Raw genomic sequence first — 21,442 nt, forward strand, 5'->3', positions numbered from 1 at the left:
CAGCCCCGAGCCCAGAGGAGCGCGATGCCCGACAGCCAGCCGCAGCCGCACCGTTCGCCCTCCCCCTCGGGCGCCGCCGACCGCGGCTCGCTCCTGCTCGCCGGCGCCCGCCTCACCGACGGCCGGACCGTCGACGTACGTCTGCACGGCGGGCGCATCGAGGCCGTCGGCACCGCCGGCAGCCTGACACCGGCCCGCGCTCCCGGCCCGGGCACCCGCGTCGACCTGACCGGCTACCTGCTGCTCCCCGCCCCCGCCGAGCCGCACGTCCATCCCGACACGGCCCTGACCGCCGACGTCCCGGGCCCCGTCTCCTACGAGGCCGAGGACGTCCAGCGCCGGGCCACGGAGGCCGCCCTGCTCCAGCTGGGACACGGGGCGACCGCCCTGCGGGCGCACGTGCGCGTGGGCGACGTCGCGGGGCTGGGCGCCCTGACCGCCGTGCTGCGGGCCCGGCGTTCGCTGCGCGGGCTGGCGGAGCTGACTGCGGTGGCGATGCCCAGGGTGCTGACGGGGGTGGCCGGGGCGGACGGTCTCGCGATGCTGCGGGACGCGGTCAAGATGGGCGCGGACGTGGTGGGCGGGTGCCCCGACCTGGATCCCGATCCGGCGGGGTACGTGGAGGCGGTCCTGGAGGTCGCCGCCGAGCACGGCTGCCCGGTCGACCTGCACACGGACGCCGCCGATCCGGCATGGCTGGCCCGGCTGGCGGCCATGGCGGGCGGGCTGCGCCCGGGGGTGACCCTCGGCCCCTGCGAGGGTCTCGGCCTGCTTCCCCCCGAGGTCGCCTCCCGGGCCGCGGAACAGCTCGCGGCGGCCGGGGTGACGGTGGTCTGCCTGCCGCAGGGCGCCTGCGGCGCCGCCGACCACCCGGACGGCACGGCTCCGGTACGGCTGCTGCGGGCGGCCGGGGTACGGGTCGCCGCCGGGAGCGGCGCGCTCCGGGACGTCTGCAACCCGGTCGGGCGGGGCGATCCCCTGGAGGCGGCCTACCTGCTCGCCTCGCGGCACGGGCTGCGTCCCGAGGAGGCCTACGACGCGGTGAGCACGGCGGCGCGGGCGGCGCTGGGACTGCCGGAGGTGCGGGTGGAGGCGGGCTTCCCCGCGGAGCTGCTCGCGGTACGCGGAGACCGGCTGGCGGGGGCGCTGTCCCTGGCGTACAGCCGGCTGGTGGTGCACCGGGGGTGCGTGGTGTCGCGGACCAGCGCGGTGCGGGAGTACGGGGACCAGGACCAGGCCGCCGACCTGGGGCTGCCTCGGCAGGGGCGGGGGGAGCGCGGGGGCCCGTCGAGCTGACCGACGGTGCCGAGGGGCGGGCCGGCCGCCTCACCGTTCTCGCCGGGGCGCACCGGCATCCGGTGGTGGTACCCGGGAGGGAGCGGGCCGAAGTCGTGCGGCGGGGGCGGCTGTCGGGGCGTACGGTCGAAGACATGCGCATTGTCATCGCTGGTGGTCATGGTCAGATCGCGCTGCGGCTGGAGCGGTTGCTCGCCGCGCGCTGTGACGAGGTGGCGGGCATCATCCGCAAGGCCGAGCAGGCCGACGATCTGCGGGCGGCCGGTGCCGAGCCGATCGTGCTGGATCTGGAGTCGGCCTCGCTGGAGGAGGTCGCGGAGTGCCTGCGGGGCGCCGACGCGGCCGTCTTCGCCGCGGGCGCGGGCCCCGGGAGCGGGGTGGCCCGCAAGGACACGGTGGACAAGGCGGCGGCGGTCCTCTTCGCGGACGCGGCGGTCCGGGCGGGTGTGCGGCGCTTCGTGATCGTGTCCTCCATGGGGGCGGATCCCGGCCACCAGGGCGACGAGATCTTCGACGCCTACCTGCGCGCCAAGGGCGAGGCGGACGCGCACGTCGGCTCGCTGGACCGGCTGGACTGGACGATCCTGCGCCCCGGCATGCTGACGGACGACGCGGGCACCGGTCTCGTCCGGCTGGAGGCCCGTACCGGCCGGGGCCCCGTCCCGCGCGACGACGTGGCCGCGACCCTGGCGGAACTGGTCGACACCCCGGCCACGCACGGTCTGACCCTGGAACTGATCAGCGGCTCGACACCGGTCTCGGTGGCGGTGAAGTCGGTGGCCGGGAACTGAGGGAGCGCCGGGCTCCCGGTCGGTCGGGCCCGGTGTCCGGCGGATTGGGCCCGCCAGGTGCGACGCGTGGCGGACAGGGCCCGCCGGGTGGGACCGGGCGCGCGGACTCGGTGGGCGGGCGCCGTGGCGGCCGGGGTCGGACGCGGGCCGGCTGGGTCGCGCCGTCAGAAGAGGGGCAGTTGCCCGGGGAACTCGGGGACAACGTACCCGTCCAAGGACGGCTGCGCCGCCCCGAGTTGTGCCGTGCGGCGTGAGCCGGGGCAGGAGACCAGGTCATTGCCGTCCCGCGCCCCCGGCGGGTCGTGGCGTGCGTAACGCCCCGCGACGACGGCGATCTCGCGACGGCACTCGGGGCAGATCCTGCGGCGGGAGGTCGAGGCCATGCCCCCAGTCTGCCTCCAACGCCCTCCCGCGGGACGCCCACGCGCATGTGCAGGCGGCGCGAAGCACCCCCAAGGGCGCGGCCGGTGCTCGCAGCACCGGTGCTTCAATGACCCGCATGGTGGCGCACGGCACGAACCTCGGGCCCTTGGAACTGACCGACGGATGCTGGGGAGTCGGCGACGCCGCCCGCCCGGGCACCCGCTGGGTCGAGTTCCGCCCGGAGGGACTCCTCCAGCACGAGCCGGACTCCGAGGGCCGCTTGACGCCGTGGTCGCGCATCATGATCGGCATCTGGTTCACCTGGGGCGAGCACTCCTGGGGCACGAACGGCAGGGGCGCGTACACACTGCGGGGGAAGGTCGCGGGGCGCGGCACCGGCTGGATGCACATGACGCTGCGCGACCCGCACGAGAACCACCAGCTGCGCTTCGACCGCCACGAGCGCCCCTACCGGGCCGTGGACGTCCTCCGGCTGGAGACCCTGATGCGACGGCTCGTCGACGACGGACGACCGCACCTCCTGGGCGACCCGGAATGGCTGGGCCGCGCGGTGCCGCACCTGACCGGCGGCAAGAACACCTGGATCACCAACCGCGCGCTGCGCCGGGCGACCGCGGAGGCCATCGAGACGGCTGGCTGAGAGGCCACGCCCACGTGAACGACGAAAGGGCCTGCGATCAGCATTGCTGCTGGTCACAGACCCTTTCGGTCGTGTGGCGGCGCCAGGATTCGAACCTGGGAAGGCTGAGCCACACCGCCGGGGTTCGCTGCCTGCAGTGCCGCTTTTCGGCGGCGCTCCGTGGCAACGACGTAAACAATACCTGATGTGGCGGGGTGCTTCGCCACCCGATTGATCGCCGCTCGGGGGGCGGCGGGTGGCTAGGCTGGTCCGGATGCGGCCGAGGGACCCAGGCGGGCTCGGCGGCCGCCGCGACATGCCGGTACGGACCCGACACGGGCCGACACGCACCCAGATACAAGGAGCCACAGGACATGGCCGACTCCAGTTTCGACATCGTCTCGAAGGTCGAGCGGCAGGAGGTCGACAACGCCCTCAACCAGGCCGCCAAGGAGATCTCGCAGCGCTACGACTTCAAGGGCGTGGGCGCCTCGATCTCGTGGTCCGGGGAGAAGATCCTCATGGAGGCCAACTCCGAGGACCGCGTGACCGCCGTCCTCGACGTCTTCCAGTCCAAGCTGATCAAGCGCGGCATCTCGCTGAAGGCTCTGGACGCGGGCGAGCCGCAGCTCTCCGGCAAGGAGTACAAGATCTTCGCGTCGATCGAGGAGGGCATCTCCCAGGAGAACGCGAAGAAGGTCGCCAAGCTCATCCGCGACGAGGGTCCCAAGGGCGTGAAGGCGCAGGTGCAGGGCGAGGAGCTGCGGGTCTCGTCGAAGAGCCGTGACGACCTCCAGACGGTCATCTCCCTGCTGAAGGGCCAGGACTTCGACTTCGCGCTGCAGTTCGTCAACTACCGCTGAGTCACCGCGGGCGGGAGGGGCGGGCACCCGGCGGTGCCCGCCCCTCCCGCCCGCGGTTCCCGCGCGGTCAGTCGCGTGAGTTGCCGAAGAGGAGCCGGTAGCCGATCAGGAGCACCAGCGCGCCGCCGATCGCCGCCGCCCAGGTGGCGCCGTCGTAGAAGTCCTTGCTGATCGGGTGGTCCAGCCAGCGGGCCGATATCCAGCCGCCGATGAACGCCCCGGCGATGCCGATGACGGTCGTGCCGACCAGCCCGCCCGGGTCCCGTCCCGGCAACAGGAACTTGGCTATGGCCCCGGCCAGCAGCCCCAGGATGATCCAGCTGATGACGGTCATGCCGTGACCCTGCCCTTCTCGCCGTGCCCGCACCTTCCCAGTGCCGGGGGTCCTGTCCTCCGCGGTGTTCATGTCCTCTTGCCGGAGAGGACGTTGTGACCGCGTCCGGTGGTTGCGCCGATCAGTAGGGTGCGGCCCATGACACCTGCGGGTTCGGAGTTGCGTCGCACGCTGGGTGTGGGCGACGCCGTCGTCGTGGGGCTCGGGGCGATGATCGGCGCCGGGATCTTCGCCGCCCTCGCTCCCGCCGCCGGCGCCGCCGGGACGGGGCTGCTGACCGGCCTCGCGGTCGCCGCCGCGGTGGCCTACTGCAACGCCATGTCCTCGGCGCGGCTGGCCGCCCGGCATCCCGTCTCCGGCGGGGCGTACGTCTACGGGCGCGAGCGGCTCGGTGAGTTCTGGGGCTGTCTGGCGGGCTGGTCGTTCATCGTCGGGAAGACGGCCTCCTGTGCTGCCATGGCGCTCACCGTGGGCGCGTACGTCTGGCCCGAGTGGTCGCATGTGGTGGCAGTCGCCGCCGTCGTGGCGCTGACCGCGGTGAACTACGGCGGTGTGCAGAAGTCCGCCTGGCTCACGCGGGTGATCGTGGCGGTCGTCCTGGCCGTCCTCGCTTCCGTGGTGGCGGTCTGTCTGGGGTCGGGTCGGTCCGATCCCGGGCGGCTGGGCGTCGGGGTGCCGGAGGGCGCCGGCGGGGTGCTGGAGGCGGCCGGGCTGCTGTTCTTCGCGTTCGCCGGGTACGCACGCGTCGCGACCCTGGGTGAGGAGGTGCGGGATCCCCGGCGCACCATTCCCCGCGCGATCCCCCTGGCGCTGGGGATCGCGCTGGCGGTGTACGCGTGTGTCGCGGTGGCCGTCCTCTCCGTGCTGGGACCGGTCGCGCTGGGGCGGTCGCCGGCGCCGCTGGTGGACGCGGTGCGGGCGGCGGGCGTGGCGGAGCTGGCTCCGGTCGTGCGGGCGGGCGCGGGGGTCGCCGCCCTGGGTGCGCTGCTCGCGTTGATCCTCGGAGTGTCGCGGACGACGCTCGCCATGGCCCGGGACCGTCAGCTGCCCGAGGCGCTGGCGGCGGTGCATCCCCGTTTCCGGGTACCGCACCGGGCGGAGCTGGCGGTGGGCGCGGTGGTCGCCGTCCTGGCGGCGACGGTGGATCTGCGGGGCGCCATCGGTTTCTCCTCCTTCGGTGTGCTCGTGTACTACGCGGTGGCCAACGCGTCGGCCTGGACGCTGGACCGGTCGGCGGCGTCGCGGGTGGTGCCGGCGCTCGGACTCGTCGGGTGTGCGGTGCTGGCGTTCGCGCTTCCGGCGGCGTCAGTCGTCGTGGGTGTGGGTGTGCTGGCGGTGGGTGCGGTCGCGTACGGCGTGCGGGGGCGGCGGGCCTCTCGGTAGGGGTGCCCGGTCGGTCGGGCGCGGATGCGTCGTATGGAGCCAGGGTGGGTCGAGGCTCTCAGGAGGCGTGGAGGGGCGGGGTGGCCGTCGCGGGATCCCTGCCCGTCCGCCGGGCGAAGTCGGCCCACGGGAGCAGGTCCGGTCCCTCGCTGTCCTCCTCGTACCAGCCCGTGCCGTCGAGCCAGGTCCGCAGCCAGTCCGCGAGGCTCGGGGCGTCGAGGTACCAGGCCTGGTCGGCATCGCCGGCGTTGGGCTCGAAGAGGAGGACGGTGGCCTGCGGGGAACGGCAGTCCACGCAGGCGTACATCGCGCAGCCCCAGTGGGATATCGGCAGGACGCCCTCGGGCCAGGGCCAGTCGGGGTCCTTGCGTCCGCCCTCCCGGTTGGCGAGGTACTGGGGGACGGCCGCGGGCTCGTCGGCGGGCGGGCTGTCGAGCAGGGGCAGCAGACCGTACTCCGGGCCGAATCCGCCGTCGCCTATCCGTCGGTACAGCTCGGTGAGCAGGGGAGGCAAGGGGAAGCCGAGGGCGGCCTCGGCCCGGGACGGGGCCGTCCGGTCCACGGGTGCGGGCAGGGAAGCCCAGCCCCACGGGCGGGTGTTGCGTGCCTTGTCGGCCACCCGTGCCAGCAACTGCTCGTTCTCGGTCATGCGTTCATGATGCAGGCCGCCACCGACATCCGGGCGGGCCTGTGGACAACCCGGAGGCTGTGGACAACTCGGCCCCTCCGAAGGCTCCGCAGCCGCTCTACCAGCCGGTCTGCCGGCCCCCCGCGGTGGCCGTGAACGGCTGGTCCGTCCGTACGATCTCGCGTCCCATCGGGAGCAGCGAGACGGGGATCAGCTTGAAGTTGGCGACGCCGAGCGGGATACCGATGATCGTGACGCACAGCGCGATGCCCGTGACGATGTGGCCGAGGGCGAGCCACCAGCCCGCCAGGACCAGCCACAGCACGTTGCCGACGCAGGAGGGGGCTCCGGCGCCCGGGCGCTCAACCGCCGTGTAGCCGAAGGGCCAGAGGGCGTAGACGCCGATGCGGAAGGCCGCGATGCCGAACGGGATTCCGATGATCGTGACGCAGAGCAGCACGCCCGCGAGCAGGTAGGCCAGGAACAGCCAGAAGCCGCTGAGCACGAGCCAAATGACGTTGAGGATGGTCTTCACTGCTGACGACCTGCCATCTTTTCGAGCCGGGCGATTCGCTCCGCCATCGGCGGGTGGGTGGAGAACATCTTCGACAGCCCCTGTCCGGGTCGGAACGGGTTGGCGATCATCATGTGGCTGGCCGTCTCGATGCGGGGCTCCGGGGGCAGCGGAAGCTGCTTGGTCCCCGCCTCGAGTTTGCGCAGGGCGCCGGCGAGGGCGATGGGGTCGCCGGTGAGCTGTGCGCCGGAGGCGTCGGCCTCGTACTCCCTGGAGCGGCTGATGGCCAGCTGGATGACGGTGGCTGCGAGCGGACCGAGGAGCATGATGAGGAGCATGCCCAGCAGACCCGGCCCGTCATCGTCGTTCGAGCGTCCGACGGGGATCAGCCAGGCGAAGTTGACCAGGAACATGATCACGGAGGCCAGAGCGCCCGCGACGGACGAGATCAGGATGTCCCGGTTGTAGACGTGGCTCAGTTCGTGCCCGATGACGCCGCGCAGCTCGCGCTCGTCGAGCAGGCGCAGGATGCCCTCGGTGCAGCACACGGCCGCGTTGCGCGGGTTGCGTCCGGTCGCGAAGGCGTTGGGCGCCTCGGTCGGTGAGATGTAGAGGCGCGGCATGGGCTGGCGGGCCTGCGTGGAGAGCTCCCGGACCATGCGGTAGAGCGCCGGGGCCTCGAACTCGCTGACCGGCCGGGCCCGCATGGCGCGCAGCGCCAGCTTGTCGCTGTTCCAGTACGCGTACGCGTTGGTGCCCAGGGCGACGAGTACGGCGACGACGAGCCCGGGCCGGCCGAAGAAGCTGCCGATGACGATGATGAGTGCCGACAGTCCCCCGAGGAGTACTGCGGTCCTGAGCCCGTTGCGCCGGCGGTGCACGGTACGCCCTCCAAGTGGTGCGGCAGGGGAACCCTTCGCTTGCTGGTCTCGCTCGCTGTGGTTGCTTCCTGGTCTCCGGTGCCACTGGTGCCGTGGCGTCACGTCCAGTGGACCCTTCCGTACTGGTCAACGCCAGGCGAGGGCCACCAGTTCCCCGGCGCTCTCGGCGGGAGGCGTGGTCCGTACGGGTGACGGACCCCGGCGCGGGCACGCGCGCGGGGAGGACGGACGCGGTACGCGCGGGTGCCGGGGCGGCCCGGCTCAGAAGAGGCCGGTGCCGGTGAAGCGCAGGATCAGCTGGGGTGCTCCCGAGAGGGCGAGGGCGAGGACCGCCGCCACGGTGATCGCCGCCGTGAGGGGGGCGGGCACGCGGTGGCCGGGGGCCGGCTCGGCGGGCGCCCGGAACAGCAGGGCGGTCCACTGGAGGTAGTAGAAGAGCGCGATCACGACGTTGACCGCCATGACGACGGCCAGCCAGCCGAGTCCGGCGTCGACCGCCGCGGAGAAGACGGTGACCTTGGCGAACAGGCCGATGACGCCGGGCGGCAGCCCGGCGAGGCAGAGCAGGAAGAACGCCAGGAGCAGGGCGGTGAGGGGGTTGGACGCGTACAGGCCGCGGTAGTCCGCGACGCGGTTCAGGGACCGGGTGCGGCCCACCAGGGCGGCCACCGCGAAGGCGCCGAGGTTCACGGCGGCGTACATGAGGGCGTAGGCGACGGTGGAGCCGATGGACCGTTCCGGGTCGTCGGAGTACGCGGCGGCGGCGATCGGCACCAGGAGGTAGCCGGCCTGGCCGACGGAGGACCAGGCGAGCAGGCGTACCGCGCTGTACGCGCGCGTGGCCTGCTGCCGGAGGGCTCCGACGTTGCCGACGGTCATGGTGAGGGCGGCCAGCGCCGCCAGGGCGGGGCCCCAGACGTCGGCGTAGGACGGGAGGGCGACGACCGTGACGAGGATCAGGCCGGAGAAGCCGACCGCCTTGCCGATCACCGACAGGTACGCCGCGATCGGCAGGGGTGCGCCGACGTAGGTGTCGGGCACCCAGAAGTGGAAGGGCACGGCCGCCGTCTTGAAGGCGAAGCCGACGAGGGTGAGGACGACGCCGGTCTGGACGAGCGTGGTGAGCCGGCCGTCGACGTGCTGGATGCGGTCGGCCACCTCGGTGAGGTAGAGGGTGCCGGTGGAGGCGTACACGAAGCTGATGCCCATGAGGCTGACCGCGGTGGCGGTGACCGAGGACAGGAAGAACTTCAGGGCGGCCTCGGAGGACCTGCGGTCGCCCTGGCGCAGGCCCACCAGGGCGAAGGCGGGCAGGGAGGCGACCTCCAGGGCGACGATCAGGGTCGCGAGGTCGCGGGAGGCGGGCAGCAGCGCGGCGCCGGCCGCCGAGGACAGCAGCAGGAACCAGAACTCGCCCTCGGGCAGTCCCCGCTCGGCGTCCTTGACGGCGGTGACCGAGAGGAGCGCGGTGACCAGGGCGCCGCCTAGGACGAGGAACTGGACGACGAGGGTGAAGGTGTCCGCGGTGTAGCTGCAGACTCCCGCGTCGCCGGTCCGGCAGAAGGTCGAGCGGTCGCCGTTCACCAGGGGCAGCAGCATGAGCGCCGCGGCGGCGAGTCCCGCGACCGACATCCAGCCGAGCAGCGGCTTCCGGGCGTCCTTGAGGAACAGGTCGGTGACGAGGACGGCGAGTCCGACGACGGCCGCGATGGTGGGCGGCGCGATGGCGAGCCAGTCGACGGACTGGACGAGGTTCTGGGCCAGGGGCTGGTGCGCGGATCCGGCGAGCGCGTGCGCCGGTCCGGCGAGGTCGTGGGCCTGCAAGCTCATCGGGTGCCTCCTGAGAGGAGCTGCTGCACGGCCGGGTCGGTCAGCCCGAGGAGGGTCCTCGGCCACAGCCCGGCGACGACGGTGAGGGCGACGAGCGGGGTCCAGGCGGCGAACTCGAACGTGCGTACGTCGGCGAGCTTGGGGGCTTCCGGCCGCTGGGCGCCCATGCAGACGCGGCGGACCACGATCAGCATGTACGCGGCCGTCAGCAGGGTGCCGAACGCGGCGATCGCCATGAACGTGAGGAAGGCCGGCCGGCTGAGGTCGTCGTGGGGGTCGAAGGCGCCGAACAGGGCCAGCATCTCGCCCCAGAACCCGGCCAGGCCCGGCAGGCCGAGCGATGCGACCGCGGCGAAGGCGAGCAGACCGCCGAGGCGGGGCGCCTTGCCGTACAGCGCGGCGCCGGTCTCCTCGGCGAGTGTGTCGAGGTCGGTGGTGCCGGTGCGGTCCTTGAGCGCGCCGACCACGAAGAAGAGCAGGCCGGTGATGAGGCCGTGGGCGATGTTGGCGAACAGGGCGCCGTTCACGCCGGTCGGGGTCATGGTCGCGATGCCGAGCAGCACGAAGCCCATGTGGCCGACGGAGGAGTAGGCGATGAGGCGCTTGAGATCGCCCTTCGCGCCCCGTCTGGCGAGGGCGAGGCAGGCCAGGGAGCCGTAGATGATGCCGACCACGGCGAAGGCGGCGAGGTAGGGCGCGAACGTGCTCATGCCGTCCGGCGCGATGGGGAGCAGGATCCGCACGAACCCGTACGTACCCATCTTGAGCAGTACGCCGGCCAGCAGGACCGAGCCGACGGTCGGCGCCGCGGTGTGGGCGTCCGGCAGCCAGCTGTGCAGCGGCCACATCGGGGTCTTCACCGCGAGTCCGATCCCGATCGCCAGAACGGCGATGACCTGCACGGATGTGGTCAGCGACCGGCCGTTGTCAGTGGCGAGTGCCACCATGTCGAATGTGCCCGCCGTGATTCCGATCACGAGCAGACCGAGCAGCATGACGACGGAGCCGAGGAGCGTGAAGAGGATGAACTTCCATGCGGCCCCGGCCCGTCCCTCGCCGCCCCAGCGGGCGATGAGGAAGTACATCGGGATGAGGACCGTCTCGAAGGCGAGGAAGAACAGGATGAGGTCGAGGGCGGCGAAGGTGGCGAGGGTGCCGGCCTCCAGGACGAGCAGCAAGGCGACGAAGCCCGCCGGGCCCTTGCCGCCGGAGTGGGTCTCGGGCCGCTCGTCCCGCTGCCTGAAGTACGAGTAGAGCGCGCAGAGGAAGGTCAGCAGCGCGGTCAGGACCAGGAGGGGGAGGGAGATGCCGTCGATGCCGAGGTGGATGCGCACGTCGAGTGCCGGGATCCAGCTGATGTCCGTGCTGGCCTGCATCTTCGACGGATGGTCGTGGTCGAAGCCGAGCACGAGGACGATCGCCGCGATGAGTACGGCACCGGTGACGGTGACTCCGTGCCGCAGGACGGCCTGCTCGGGAGACTTCCCCTTCAGCCCGGGCGGGGCGGGCAGCAGAGCGGTGACGGCGCCGAGGAGCGGGCCGACGACGACGAACGCCAGAAGAAACTGCATCACGGACTCGTTGATATCGATCACGCCTGCTCACGCTCCCGTGGCGACGAGGACGGCGGCGACCGCGAGGACGACGGTGCCGGCGAGCAGCGCGCTCACATAGGTCTGCACATTGCCGGTCTGGGCTCGTCGTACGGCCGCCCCGAGCCAGCGGGGCAGGGCGGCGGCCCCGCGTACGTAGGTGTCGACGACCTCGCGGTCGAGGAACCGCACGAGGCTCGCGCCCGCCTGGACGGGCCGGACGAAGAGGGCCTCGTAGACCGCGTCCAGGTGGAATCCGACGGCCGCGTGCCGGTGCAGCGGGCCCAGCAGGAGCCGTCCGGGGTCCGCGGGGTCGGGGGCGGAGGCGACGTTTCCGTAGGCGGGCCGGTGAGTCGCGATCGCCTCGGCCTCCACCAGCGCGGCGTCGCCCTCCGGGTGGGCCGCGACCGCGCCGAGCGGGGTCCGGGCCGCGAGGGCGGTGGTGTGCCGCCAGGCCGCGTAGGTCACGATGCCGCCGGTCAGGGCCACGCCCGTGCCGAGCACGGAGGTGGTGAGGGTCGGGGTGAGGTCCCGGCCGTCGAACCAGTCGGGAAGGAGGCGGAAGGCCAGTCCGCCGAGGGCGAGTGAGGGGACGGCGAGCACCCAGAGCACGGCGTTCATGACCACCGGCTGCCGGCCGTGGTCGGGGGCCTCGGCGCCCTGACCGCGGAAGGCCAGCAGCCACAGGCGTGTCGCGTACGCGGCGGTGAGCAGGGCCGTGATCAACCCGGCGAGCAGGACCGTCCAGCCCGCGGCACCGGGGGCGTGCTCGGTGTGGCCGGTGGCGACGTGCTCCGCGACGCCGAGGACGGACTCCTTGGAGAAGAAGCCGCTGAAGGGAGGGACGGCGGCGAGGGCGAGCAGCGCCACGCTCATCGTCCAGTAGGCGTCGGGGACGCGGTCGCGCAGGCCCCGCATGCGGGACATGGCGGCCAGCGAGTTGGTGCCGGCCGCGTGGATGATCACGCCGGCCGCGAGGAACAGCAGTGCCTTGAAGGCGCCGTGGGTGAGGAGGTGGAAGACGGCGGCACCGCGGTCGCCGGCGGCGAGCGCGCCGGTCATGTAGCCGAGCTGGCCGATCGTCGAGTAGGCGAGGACGCGTTTGATGTCGTCCTGGGCGAGCGCGGCGAGCGCCGAACCGACCATCGTGACGGCGGCCATGGCGGCGAGGACGACCATCGCGGCCCGGGAGGCCTCGAAGAGCGGGAGGAGCCTGGCGACGAAGTAGACACCGGCGGCGACCATCGTCGCGGCGTGGATCAGCGCGGAGACGGGCGTCGGGCCCGCCATCGCGTCGGGGAGCCAGGTGTGCAGCGGGAACTGCGCCGACTTGCCCGCGACACCGGCCAGGAGCAGCAGGGCGATGAGCGTGGGGTGGTCGAGCGAGCCGTTGGCCACCGCGCCGAGGATCGTCGTGATGCGGAAGGAGCCGGCCTCGGTGGCCAGCGCCAGCAGGCCGATCAGGAAGGGGACGTCGCCGAGCTTGGTCACCAGGAAGGCCTTGAGGGAGGCGGCGCGCGCCTCGGGGGTCTCCCAGTAGTGGCCGACCAGGAAGTACGAGCAGATGCCCATGATTTCCCAGCCGACCAGCAGCACCATCAGGTCGCCCGAGTAGACGACGAGGAACATGGCGGAGGTGAACAGGGAGACGAGAGCGGCGTACGAGGGGTAGCGCGGGTCGTCGCGCAGGTAGCCCGTCGAGTAGATCTGCACGCAGGTGGCGACGCAGCCGACCAGGACGGCGACGAGGGCGGCGAAGCCGTCGATGTGCAGGGCGAGTTCGATGAGGACCGAGCCAGTGGGCGTCAGCTCCGTGGCGGCGTCGACGGGCCGGCCGCCGCCCTGGCGGGAGGCGACCAGTACGGCGAGGACGAGGGCCGCCAGGGTCGGCAGGACCGCGAGCGGGCGGACGAAGCCGGGCGCCCCGCGCCCCAGGAGCAGGCCCGCGGCAGCCCCGAGGAACGGGAGGAGGGGGACGAGTACGGCGAGGGTGGTCGTGGTCACGCGGTGGCCTCAGCCTTCTCGGCGGCCGTCCCGGTCGCGGCGGTGTCGTTGTCGGTGCCGTCCGGCCCGTGGCCCTCGGCGGTGTCGCGCAGCCGGTCGATGTCCGCGGTGCCGCGATTGCGGTGGACGGCGAGCACGATCGCCAGGCCGATGCCGATCTCGGCGGCCGCGATGGCGATGGTGAAGAGGGTGAGGGCCTGGCCGGAGTGCAGGGTCTCCTCGGCGGCCCGGCTGAGCCAGACGTCGAAGGCGACGAGGTTGAGGTTGACGGCGTTGAGCATCAGCTCGACGGACATCAGGACCAGGATCGCGTTGCGGCGGGCCAGGACGCCGTAGAGGCCCGTGCAGAAGAGGAGGGCGGAGAGGACGGCGGGATAGGCGAGGTGCATCAGCGGTCACCGTCCTTGCCGGGCGCGTCGGGGGCGGGCGCGTTCGGGGCGGGCGCGTTCCGTGCGGACGGCTGCCGGGCGGGCGCCGCGTCCGTGGACGGCGCGTTGGTGGGCGGCGCGTTCGTGGGCGGCGCGTCGCGCGCGGGGCGTGAACCGGCCTTGCGGGACAGGACGATCGCGCCGACCAGCGCGGCGAGGAGGAGGACGGAGAGGGCTTCGAAGGGGAGGACCCAGTGCTGGAAGAGACTCGCCCCGGTGACGGCGGTCGAGCCGGCGGCCGGGCCGTCCAGGTCGATCCACGTGGCGCGGAAGGCGTCCACGACGACCCACACCAGGGCCGCCGCGGAGGCCACGGCAACGGTGAGGGCGGCCCAGCGGTTGCCGGAGTCGGCGTCCGGCGACCGGCCGATGGGCGCCCTGGTGAGCATCAGGCCGAACAGGATGAGGACGACGACGGCCCCGACGTAGATGAGGACCTGGACCCAGGCGATGAACTCGGCGGTGAGCAGGAGGTATTCGACGGCGAGCCCGCCGAGGGCCACCACCAGCCACAGGGCGGCGTGGACGAGCTGCCGGGTGGTGACGGTGAGGACGGCGGCGCCGAGGGTGACGAGGCCGACGAGGAGGAAGGCGATCTCCACGCCGGTCGGCGAGAGGAAGCCGTGTGTCCCGGCTGCCGTGGTCGCGGGGCCCGCGGACAGGTGGCGGACGGTCGCGGCGAGGGTCATTCCCGGCCCTCCTGTTCCGGTGCCGGCTGCTCGGGGGCGGCGGCCGGCTCCTGCCGGGCGGCCAGCTTCTCGGCGGTGCGGCGGGCGGCGGCGAGTTCCTTCGGTTCCTCGGCGCCGGGGTCGAGGGCGGGTGGGGCCGGGACGGTCCACATCCACTCGCGGAGCTTGTCGCGTTCGTGGGTCAGTTCGCGGATGTCGGTCTCGGCGTACTCGAACTCCGGGGACCAGAACAGGGCGTCGAAGGGGCAGACCTCGATGCAGATACCGCAGTACATGCACAGGGAGAAGTCGATGGCGAAGCGGTCGAGGACGTTGCGGCTGCGGTCGCGGCCGCCCGGAGTCGCCGCCGGGACCGTCTCCTTGTGGGAGTCGATGTAGATGCACCAGTCGGGGCACTCGCGGGCGCACAGCATGCAGACCGTGCAGTTCTCCTCGAACAGGCCGATCACGCCGCGGGTGCGGGGCGGAAGTTCGGGCTGGGCGTCCGGGTACTGCTCGGTGACGGTCTTCCTCGTCATCGTGCGCAGGGTGACGGCGAGGCCCTTGGCCAGGCCGCTGCCGGGGATGCGGGGCCGGGACGGCGGGACGGAGGCGGCCATGGTTACCGGATCACCACCTTGACGATGCCGGTGAGGGCGATCTGGGCGAGGGAGAGGGGGACGAGGAGGGTCCAGGAGAGTCGCTGGAGCTGGTCCTCGCGCAGCCGCGGGTAGGTCACGCGCAGCCAGATCACGACGAAGGCGAGGAGGGCCGTCTTCAGCAGGGTCCACACCCAGCCGAGGCCGTCCGCGCCCCAGGGCCCGTGCCAGCCGCCCAGGAAGAGGACGGTGGTCAGGCCGCACAGGACGACGATCCCGGCGTACTCGGCGAGGAGGAACAGGGCGAAGCGCAGGCCGGTGTACTCGGTGTAGGCGCCGAAGATGATCTCCGAGTCGGCGACCGGCATGTCGAACGGGGGACGTTGCAGCTCGGCCAGGCCGGCGACGAAGAAGACGATCGCGCCGACGATCTGCCAGGGCAGCCACCACCACTCGAAGGCGTCCAGGATGCCGACGAGCGAGACGGTGCCGGCCGCCATGGCCACCGACGCGGCGGTGAGCAGCATGGGGAGTTCGTACGCGAGGAGCTGCGCGGCGGTGCGCAGGCCGCCGAGGAGGGAGAACTTGTTGGCCGAGGACCACCCCGCCATGAGCGAGCCGAGGACGCCCACGCCCATCACGGCGAGTACGAAGAAGACACCCGCGTCGACGACCTGGCCGACCGCGCCCTCCCCCGGGCCGATCGGGATGGCCAGGAGGACCAGGAGGTAGGGCAGCAGGGCTACGGCGGGGGCGAGCTGGAAGATGCGGCGGTCCGCGTCGGCGGGGACCACGTCCTCCTTCTGCGCGAACTTCACGCCGTCCGCGACGAGCTGGGCCCAGCCGTGGAAGCCGCCCGCGTACATCGGGCCGAGGCGGCCCTGCATGTGGGCCATCACCTTGTGCTCGGTCTGGCCGACGATGAGCGGGAAGGTGAGGAAGACGACGAACACGATCAGGAGGCGCAGGGTGACGTCGAGCACGTCGTTCACTGCGGGCCTCCTGGGGAGTTCGGGGTGTCGGGGGTGTCAGGCGGATCGTGAGGCTTCGGCTTCGGGGACTCAGCCGCATCCGCAGGCTCAGGAGCCTTGGGCGGCTCAGCCGATTCCGCAGCTTCGGACGGCACCGCGGGCTCAGAGGGCTCACCAGGCTCCGCAGGCTCACCGGCCTGCGCCGACTCACCGGGCTCCGCAGGCTCACCGGACTCACCGGGCTCACCGGGCTCCGCAGGCTCACCGGACCCCGGCGACTCACCGGGCCGCGCAGGCGTTGCGGGCTGGGTCTGCTCCCCCGGAGTCCGGGACTCCCCCGGGGCCTCGTCCTCGGTGGGCTTGCCGGGCGGTTCGTCGAAGGCCGGGCGGTCGTGGTGCCAGGGCGCGTCGGAGCTGCGGGGCGCCGGCGCGGGCGTCCTGCCGGACGACGGCCCGGCGCTCTCCGGGCGCTCCGCCGCGGAGTCGGCCCACTGGCTCGCCGAACCCTGCGACGCGCTCCGCGCACGCCTCGGCGTCGCCGGAGATGGCTGATCCGCCGGTGGCGTCACGCCGCCCTCCGCCAGGGTCTGACTCGCCGAACCCTGCGACGCGCTCCGCATACGCCGCGGCGCCGGGGAGGGCGGCGGGGCCGGTGACGTCACGCCCTTGTCGGCGCCACCGGCGGCGGCATCGTCGGCCGGAGTCCGACTCGGCGGCTCCTCCGCCGCCCGCTGGCCGGCGGAGCCCTCGGCGGCCGTGCGGGTCCGGCGGACCGGGCGGTCGCCGGCCGCGCGGGCCGGGCGTTCCCCGGCCGCACGTCCCGCGCCGCGTGCCGGGCGGGCCGGGGCGGGCGGGAGCTGGCCCTTCTGCGGGCCCCACTCGTTGGGGTCGGGGACGCCCGGCGGCAGCATCTGGCGGCGACGGGGCCCGCCGTGATCGGACTCGCCCGGCTCCTTGGCCCCGGGCCAGGCCTTCGCCACGCGGGCGGCGAGGACGAAGTCCTTGCGCAGCGGGTGGCCCTCGAAGCCCTCCGGCAGGAGCAGGTGGTCCAGCGCGGGGTGGTCCTCGAAGACGACGCCGAACATCTCGTGGGTCTCCCGCTCGTGCCAGGCCGCTCCCGCGTACACCGCGAGGGCGGTGGGCAGGACCGGCGACTCGTGCGGGACGGTCGTGCGCAGCAGCAGCCGGCGCACGGGGGCGAGGGCCACGACGTGTGCCGCGACGCGGAAGCCCGTGCCGGGTTCGTCGACCGCGCTCAGCCAGTCGAAGTACGTACAGCCGAGGCGGTCGCGCGCGGTCTCCAGCGCGGGGATCCAGGACGCGGGCGGTACGTCGACGGTCAGGACGTCGTACGACTCCTCGGCCGTGGCGTCGGGGCCGAAGAGTTCCTCGGTGCCGGCGGGCAGCCAGCCGACCACCGTCATCGGCCGTCCTCCGTCCCCGAGTCCGGCACCGAACCGTCGGCCGATCCCGAACCGTCGGCCGATCCCGAGCCGGCAACCGGTCCCGAGCCCTCAGCCGATCCCGACCCCCCGCTCGGGCCCGGACCGGCGTCCGACCCGGCGTCCGACCCGGCGTCCGGAGCGGACTCCGCCCCCGGCCGCGTCGCGGGAGGACGCACCAGCCCGCTGCGCAGTGCGGTCGTCGGCGGTCGGCCCGAGGTGGCGTAGCGCTCCCCCAGTGACTCCCGAGCGATCTTCTCCTGGAGCTTGAGGATCCCCTGGAGCAGCGCCTCGGGACGCGGCGGGCAGCCGGGTACGTAGACGTCGACGGGGATGATCTGGTCGACGCCCTTCGTCACGGAGTAGGAGTCCCAGTACGGGCCGCCGCAGTTGGAGCAGGCGCCGAAGGAGATGACGTACTTCGGCTCGGGCATCTGCTCGTAGAGGCGCTTGACCGCGGGCGCCATCTTGTCGGTCACCGTGCCCGAGACGACCATCAGGTCGGCCTGGCGGGGGCCCGGCGCGAAGGGGATGACGCCGAGCCGGATGAAGTCGTGGCGGGCCATCGACGCGGCGATGAACTCGATGGCGCAGCAGGCGAGGCCGAAGTTGAAGACCCACAGGGAGTACCGGCGGCCCCAGTTCAGGACGACCTTCATCGGCTCGGGAGCCAGGCGCGCGAGGGTGCCGAGCCGCTTGGGCTCGGGAAGCGGCACGGGCTCCGGGAGCGGTGCGGGTCCGGAGGGGTTCACGTCCACGACAGGACGCCCTTCTTGTAGGCGTAGAGCAGGCCCACGGCCAGGAAGCCCAGGAAGACGAACATCTCCACGAGGGTCGTCGCTCCGTATCCAGGATCGGCGAAGACCGTCGCCCAGGGGAAGAGGAAGATCGAGTCGACCGCGAAGATGACGTAGAGGAACGCGTAGACGTAGTAGCGGACCTGGGTGTGGGCCCAGCCCTCGCCGACGGGGTCCACGCCGCACTCGTAGGTCAGCAGCTTCTCGGGCGTCGGGACCACGGGCCGCAGCAGCCGCCCGGCCCCGAAGGCCACGGCGACGAACAGGACGCCCACCACGGCGAGGAGTCCGACGACCGAGTACGACTGGAAGTAGTCCGCGGCGAGCGCGGAGGCCGGGTCGGCGGCGGTCACATCGCCCGCGGCCATGCCACCGGCGGTCGGTTCCGGCACGTGCGTCCCTCGCTCCCTGTCGTGAACGCCTGCTGCTCGACGATCTGTACGCACGGGAGTCTAGGGCCTGATAAAGAGACGGTAAGCAGCCCGTCGGACGTTGAGACGCGGGGCGGTGCCGAGGTGGGGTTTTCCTCAGTACATCCCGGCCGGTCCACCTCATGGCGCGGTACCGCGGCGCACGGCACGCTGATCGGTATGACCGAACACCTCGCGACTCCGACCCCCGCCGGGACCACCGGTGGGGCCGCCGGCGACCGTCCGCCGCCGGCCCGCCTCGCCTTCGACGGGCACACCTGGAAGGAGATCGCCCATCTGCTGGCGAACTTCCCGGCTGCGCTGGCCGGTTTCGTCTACGTCACGACGGTGCTGCTCGTCGGGGCCGGGCTGACGGTCACGGTGATCGGGCTTCCGCTGCTGGCGGCGGGGCTGCTCGGGGCGCGCGAGTTCGGCAAGCTGGAGCGGGCGCGGGCCCGGGCGCTGCTCGGGGTGCGTGTGGAGGAGCCGAGTCCGCTGCCGTTGCGGCGCGAGGGCGGCGGATTCCTTCCCCGTCTGTGGATGGCGCTGAAGGATCCGGTGGGCTGGCGCACGGCCCTGTACGCCTTCATGCGGCTGCCCTGGGGCGTGTTCACCTTCGCCGTCACGCTGACGTCGCTGTTCGTGCTGTGGCCGGTGCTGCCGTTCATCGCGCGGGGTCTCGCCAACGCCGACCGCGCGATGGTGCGCGGGCTGCTGTCCCCCTCCGACGAGCTGGAACGGCGGATCGCCGAGCTGGAGTCGGACCGGGGGATCGTGGTGGACACGGCGGCGGCGGACCTGCGGCGCATCGAGCGCGACCTGCACGACGGGGCGCAGGCGCGCCTGGTGAACCTGGCCATGGGGCTCGGCCTGGCCAAGGAGAAGCTGCTGGAGGACCCCGACGCGGCGGCCGCCATGGTCGACGAGGCGCACGGCGAGGTGAAGCTGGCCCTCCAGGAGCTGCGGGACCTGGCCCGCGGCATCCACCCGGCCGTGCTGACCGACCGCGGCCTGGACGCGGCGCTCTCCTCGGTCGCCTCCCGCTGCACCGTGCCGGTGCGGGTGGAGGTCGACCTCGCGGAGCGGCCGGCGCCGGCCATCGAGGGCATCGCCTACTTCACGGTCTCGGAGCTGCTCCAGAACGTCAGCAAGCACAGCGGGGCGCGGTCGGCCTCGGTGGAGGTGTGGCGGGTGGAGAACCGGCTGCTGATCCAGGTGGGGGACGACGGCCGGGGCGGCGCGCGGCTGGACGGCGGCACGGGGATGAAGGGCCTCGCCGACCGGCTGTCGGCGGTAGACGGCCTGTTCGTCGTCGACTCGCCGGAGGGCGGCCCCACGGCGGTCACGGCCGAGCTGCCGTGGCGCGACCGCACCGCGGCGGACGCGGAGGGCGGAGCGTCCGGCGGCGACCGGGCACGGCGGACGACCGGGACCCGGTGACGGGCGGTCCCGGCCGGCCGTGACCGCCCCGGGCGCGCACCCGCCTGTCCGGGGTGGGGAAAACCCCCCTCTGCGGACGCCGACGGGCTCCATGGCCCGGGCGGGCGCCGACGGGGAGGGTGGAGGTACGACAGCGGAGCCGTAGGACGAGGAGAAGGACGGCAGCGATGGCCACGGATTACGGACAGGGTTACGGGTTCGGGAGCGGGCCCGGATTCCGCGGGGACACCGGGGCGCGCCGCCACCGGGTGCCGGCGGGTCTGCGGGCGCCGTTCGAGGCGCGCGGCTGGCGCGAGTTCGGCTATGTGCTGCTGGGGCTGCCGATCAGCATCCTGCTCTTCACGTACGCGGTCACGATGGTGTCGCTGGGGGCAGGCCTGCTGGTGACGTTCCTGGGGGTGCCGGTGCTGGCGGCGGCGCTCGCCGGATGCCGGGGCTTCGGGGCGATGGAGCGGGCGCGGGCGCGGGCCCTGCTGGGGCTGGACGTGGCCGACCCGGAGCCGCTGCGGGTGCGCAAGCGGGGCGCGATGGGCTGGATGGGGGCCGTGCTCAAGAGCGGCGCCTCCTGGCGGAGCCTGCTGTACGCGCTGCTGCAGTTCCCGTGGGCGGTGTTCTCGTTCGTCGTCGCCGTGAACTTCTGGGCGGTCGGGTGGGCGATGCTGACGTACCCGCTGTGGTTCTGGGTGTTTCCGATGTACGCCGGCCAGGACGGGCTCCAGCTCTACGGCGACGAGACGCACCGGGTCTACCTGGACAACCCGTTCGAGATCGCGGTGACCGCGCTGGTCGGGCTGCTGTTCACGCTGGCGACGCCGTGGATCGTGCGGGCGCTGACGACGGTGGACCGGGTGATGGTGCACGGGCTGCTGGGGCCGTCGCGGCTGGCGACGCGGGTCGTGGAGCTGGAGTCGGACCGGGGCGTCGTGGTGGACACGGCGGCGGCGGACCTGCGGCGCATCGAGCGCGACCTGCACGACGGGGCGCAGGCCCGCCTGGTCACCCTGGCGATGGACCTGGGCCTGGCGAAGGAGAAGCTGCGGGAGGACCCGCGGGCGGCGGCCGTCATGGTCGAGGAGGCGCACGGCGAGGTGAAGACGGCCCTCCAGGAACTGCGGGACCTGGCCCGCGGCATCCACCCGGCCGTGCTGACCGACCGCGGCCTGGACGCGGCGCTCTCCTCGGTCGCCTCCCGCTGCACCGTGCCGGTGCGGGTGGAGGTCGACCTCGCGGAGCGGCCGGCGTCGGCGATCGAGGGCATCGCGTACTTCACGGTCTCGGAGCTGCTCCAGAACGTCAGCAAGCACGCGCGGGCCACGGCGGCCGCGGTGGAGGTGTGGCGGGTGGAGAACCGGCTGCTGATCCAGGTCGTGGACAACGGCGTCGGCGGGGCGGACGCCACGGCCGGCTCGGGACTCGCCGGGCTGGCGGAGCGGCTCGACGCGGTGGACGGGATCCTGGTGGTGGACTCCCCGGCCGGCGGCCCGACGCGGGTGACGGCCGAGCTGCCCTGGCGCAGCGAGCCGGTGACGGGGTAGCGGGCCGGATGACGGGGTGACGTACGCGGGGCG

General features: G+C 73.2%; 22 protein-coding genes and 1 tRNA gene. 7 read left to right on the forward strand and 16 right to left on the reverse strand.

The window, feature by feature from the left end; translation table 11 throughout:
* The first annotated feature begins 24 nt into the window (after positions 1-24).
* Together IE108_RS19245 and IE108_RS19250 are read left to right on the forward strand one after the other, a co-directional pair.
* The gene (locus tag IE108_RS19245) at positions 25-1,296 is read left to right on the forward strand and encodes an amidohydrolase family protein (protein ID WP_064729317.1); all 1,272 of its coding nucleotides are present in this window, start codon (positions 25-27) and stop codon (positions 1,294-1,296) included.
* A gap of 134 nt (positions 1,297-1,430) precedes the next feature.
* Positions 1,431-2,087, forward strand: coding sequence for an NAD(P)H-binding protein (locus tag IE108_RS19250; protein ID WP_064729316.1), 657 nt, complete (start codon positions 1,431-1,433; stop codon positions 2,085-2,087).
* A 164-nt stretch (positions 2,088-2,251) separates the two neighbouring features.
* On the opposite strand, the gene IE108_RS19255 is transcribed toward IE108_RS19250, so the two are convergent.
* Positions 2,252-2,470, reverse strand: a complete 219-nt coding sequence (locus IE108_RS19255) for a hypothetical protein (RefSeq protein WP_064729315.1) — start codon at positions 2,468-2,470, stop codon at positions 2,252-2,254.
* Positions 2,471-2,577: 107 nt separating this feature from the next.
* Between IE108_RS19255 and IE108_RS19260 the strand changes: the two genes are divergently transcribed.
* Entirely contained in the window at positions 2,578-3,111 is a 534-nt protein-coding gene (locus IE108_RS19260) for a hypothetical protein (protein WP_107420246.1), read from the forward strand.
* Positions 3,112-3,185: 74 nt separating this feature from the next.
* Here IE108_RS19260 and IE108_RS19265 read toward each other — a convergent pair.
* Positions 3,186-3,318, reverse strand: a tRNA-Phe gene (locus tag IE108_RS19265).
* Positions 3,319-3,464: 146 nt separating this feature from the next.
* Here IE108_RS19265 and IE108_RS19270 point away from each other — a divergent pair.
* Positions 3,465-3,953 carry a YajQ family cyclic di-GMP-binding protein gene (locus IE108_RS19270; RefSeq protein ID WP_003974333.1) on the forward strand — a complete coding sequence of 163 codons (489 nt, stop codon included), beginning with the start codon at positions 3,465-3,467 and terminating at the stop codon, positions 3,951-3,953.
* A gap of 67 nt (positions 3,954-4,020) precedes the next feature.
* On the opposite strand, the gene IE108_RS19275 is transcribed toward IE108_RS19270, so the two are convergent.
* Entirely contained in the window at positions 4,021-4,287 is a 267-nt protein-coding gene (locus tag IE108_RS19275) for a GlsB/YeaQ/YmgE family stress response membrane protein (RefSeq protein WP_064729314.1), read from the reverse strand.
* A gap of 138 nt (positions 4,288-4,425) precedes the next feature.
* On the opposite strand from IE108_RS19275, the gene IE108_RS19280 reads away from it, so the two are divergent.
* The gene (locus IE108_RS19280) at positions 4,426-5,670 is read left to right on the forward strand and encodes an APC family permease (protein ID WP_064729313.1); all 1,245 of its coding nucleotides are present in this window, start codon (positions 4,426-4,428) and stop codon (positions 5,668-5,670) included.
* A 58-nt stretch (positions 5,671-5,728) separates the two neighbouring features.
* Here IE108_RS19280 and IE108_RS19285 read toward each other — a convergent pair whose 3' ends face one another.
* The 13 genes from IE108_RS19285 to IE108_RS19345 form a co-directional block, all read right to left on the reverse strand.
* Entirely contained in the window at positions 5,729-6,319 is a 591-nt protein-coding gene (locus IE108_RS19285; protein ID WP_064729312.1) for an SMI1/KNR4 family protein, read from the reverse strand.
* Positions 6,320-6,416: 97 nt separating this feature from the next.
* Positions 6,417-6,833, reverse strand: coding sequence for a YccF domain-containing protein (locus IE108_RS19290; protein ID WP_064729311.1), 417 nt, complete (start codon positions 6,831-6,833; stop codon positions 6,417-6,419).
* Entirely contained in the window at positions 6,830-7,693 is an 864-nt protein-coding gene (htpX, locus tag IE108_RS19295; RefSeq protein ID WP_064729310.1) for a zinc metalloprotease HtpX, read from the reverse strand. Before htpX ends, IE108_RS19290 begins: the two co-directional genes overlap by 4 nt.
* Positions 7,694-7,954: 261 nt before the next feature.
* Positions 7,955-9,523 (reverse strand): NADH-quinone oxidoreductase subunit N, encoded by a 1,569-nt coding sequence (locus IE108_RS19300; RefSeq protein ID WP_064729309.1) that lies wholly within the window; start codon positions 9,521-9,523, stop codon positions 7,955-7,957.
* Positions 9,520-11,118: a complex I subunit 4 family protein gene (locus tag IE108_RS19305; RefSeq protein ID WP_064729308.1), complete on the reverse strand. Its 1,599-nt coding sequence runs from the start codon at positions 11,116-11,118 to the stop codon at positions 9,520-9,522. The genes IE108_RS19300 and IE108_RS19305 overlap by 4 nt, the downstream gene beginning before the upstream one ends.
* A 6-nt stretch (positions 11,119-11,124) precedes the next feature.
* A complete protein-coding gene (locus tag IE108_RS19310) occupies positions 11,125-13,119 on the reverse strand; it encodes an NADH-quinone oxidoreductase subunit 5 family protein (RefSeq protein ID WP_064729307.1) in 1,995 nt (664 codons plus the stop codon).
* The gene (nuoK, locus tag IE108_RS19315; protein WP_064729306.1) at positions 13,116-13,508 is read right to left on the reverse strand and encodes an NADH-quinone oxidoreductase subunit NuoK; all 393 of its coding nucleotides are present in this window, start codon (positions 13,506-13,508) and stop codon (positions 13,116-13,118) included. The genes IE108_RS19310 and nuoK overlap by 4 nt, the downstream gene beginning before the upstream one ends.
* The gene (locus tag IE108_RS19320) at positions 13,508-14,236 is read right to left on the reverse strand and encodes an NADH-quinone oxidoreductase subunit J family protein (RefSeq protein ID WP_064729305.1); all 729 of its coding nucleotides are present in this window, start codon (positions 14,234-14,236) and stop codon (positions 13,508-13,510) included. Before IE108_RS19320 ends, nuoK begins: the two co-directional genes overlap by 1 nt.
* The gene (locus tag IE108_RS19325) at positions 14,233-14,835 is read right to left on the reverse strand and encodes a NuoI/complex I 23 kDa subunit family protein (RefSeq protein ID WP_064729304.1); all 603 of its coding nucleotides are present in this window, start codon (positions 14,833-14,835) and stop codon (positions 14,233-14,235) included. The genes IE108_RS19320 and IE108_RS19325 overlap by 4 nt, the downstream gene beginning before the upstream one ends.
* Positions 14,836-14,837: 2 nt before the next feature.
* The gene (locus tag IE108_RS19330) at positions 14,838-15,806 is read right to left on the reverse strand and encodes a complex I subunit 1/NuoH family protein (protein WP_064729303.1); all 969 of its coding nucleotides are present in this window, start codon (positions 15,804-15,806) and stop codon (positions 14,838-14,840) included.
* Positions 15,803-17,209 (reverse strand): NADH-quinone oxidoreductase subunit C, encoded by a 1,407-nt coding sequence (locus IE108_RS19335; protein WP_064729302.1) that lies wholly within the window; start codon positions 17,207-17,209, stop codon positions 15,803-15,805. Before IE108_RS19335 ends, IE108_RS19330 begins: the two co-directional genes overlap by 4 nt.
* Positions 17,206-17,985: an NADH-quinone oxidoreductase subunit B gene (locus IE108_RS19340; protein WP_064729301.1), complete on the reverse strand. Its 780-nt coding sequence runs from the start codon at positions 17,983-17,985 to the stop codon at positions 17,206-17,208. The genes IE108_RS19335 and IE108_RS19340 overlap by 4 nt, the downstream gene beginning before the upstream one ends.
* On the reverse strand, positions 17,976-18,416 hold the full coding sequence (locus IE108_RS19345) for an NADH-quinone oxidoreductase subunit A (protein WP_079163629.1): 441 nt from the start codon (positions 18,414-18,416) through the stop codon (positions 17,976-17,978). Before IE108_RS19345 ends, IE108_RS19340 begins: the two co-directional genes overlap by 10 nt.
* A gap of 198 nt (positions 18,417-18,614) precedes the next feature.
* Here IE108_RS19345 and IE108_RS19350 point away from each other — a divergent pair, with 198 nt between their 5' ends.
* Together IE108_RS19350 and IE108_RS19355 are read left to right on the forward strand one after the other, a co-directional pair.
* The gene (locus IE108_RS19350) at positions 18,615-19,874 is read left to right on the forward strand and encodes a sensor histidine kinase (protein WP_064729300.1); all 1,260 of its coding nucleotides are present in this window, start codon (positions 18,615-18,617) and stop codon (positions 19,872-19,874) included.
* A 167-nt stretch (positions 19,875-20,041) separates the two neighbouring features.
* Positions 20,042-21,409: a sensor histidine kinase gene (locus IE108_RS19355; RefSeq protein ID WP_064729299.1), complete on the forward strand. Its 1,368-nt coding sequence runs from the start codon at positions 20,042-20,044 to the stop codon at positions 21,407-21,409.
* Positions 21,410-21,442: the final 33 nt, after the last annotated feature.

Origin of the sequence: Streptomyces parvulus, from assembly GCF_014648855.1 — a bacterium.
Classification (GTDB): Bacteria; Actinomycetota; Actinomycetes; order Streptomycetales; family Streptomycetaceae; genus Streptomyces; species Streptomyces parvulus.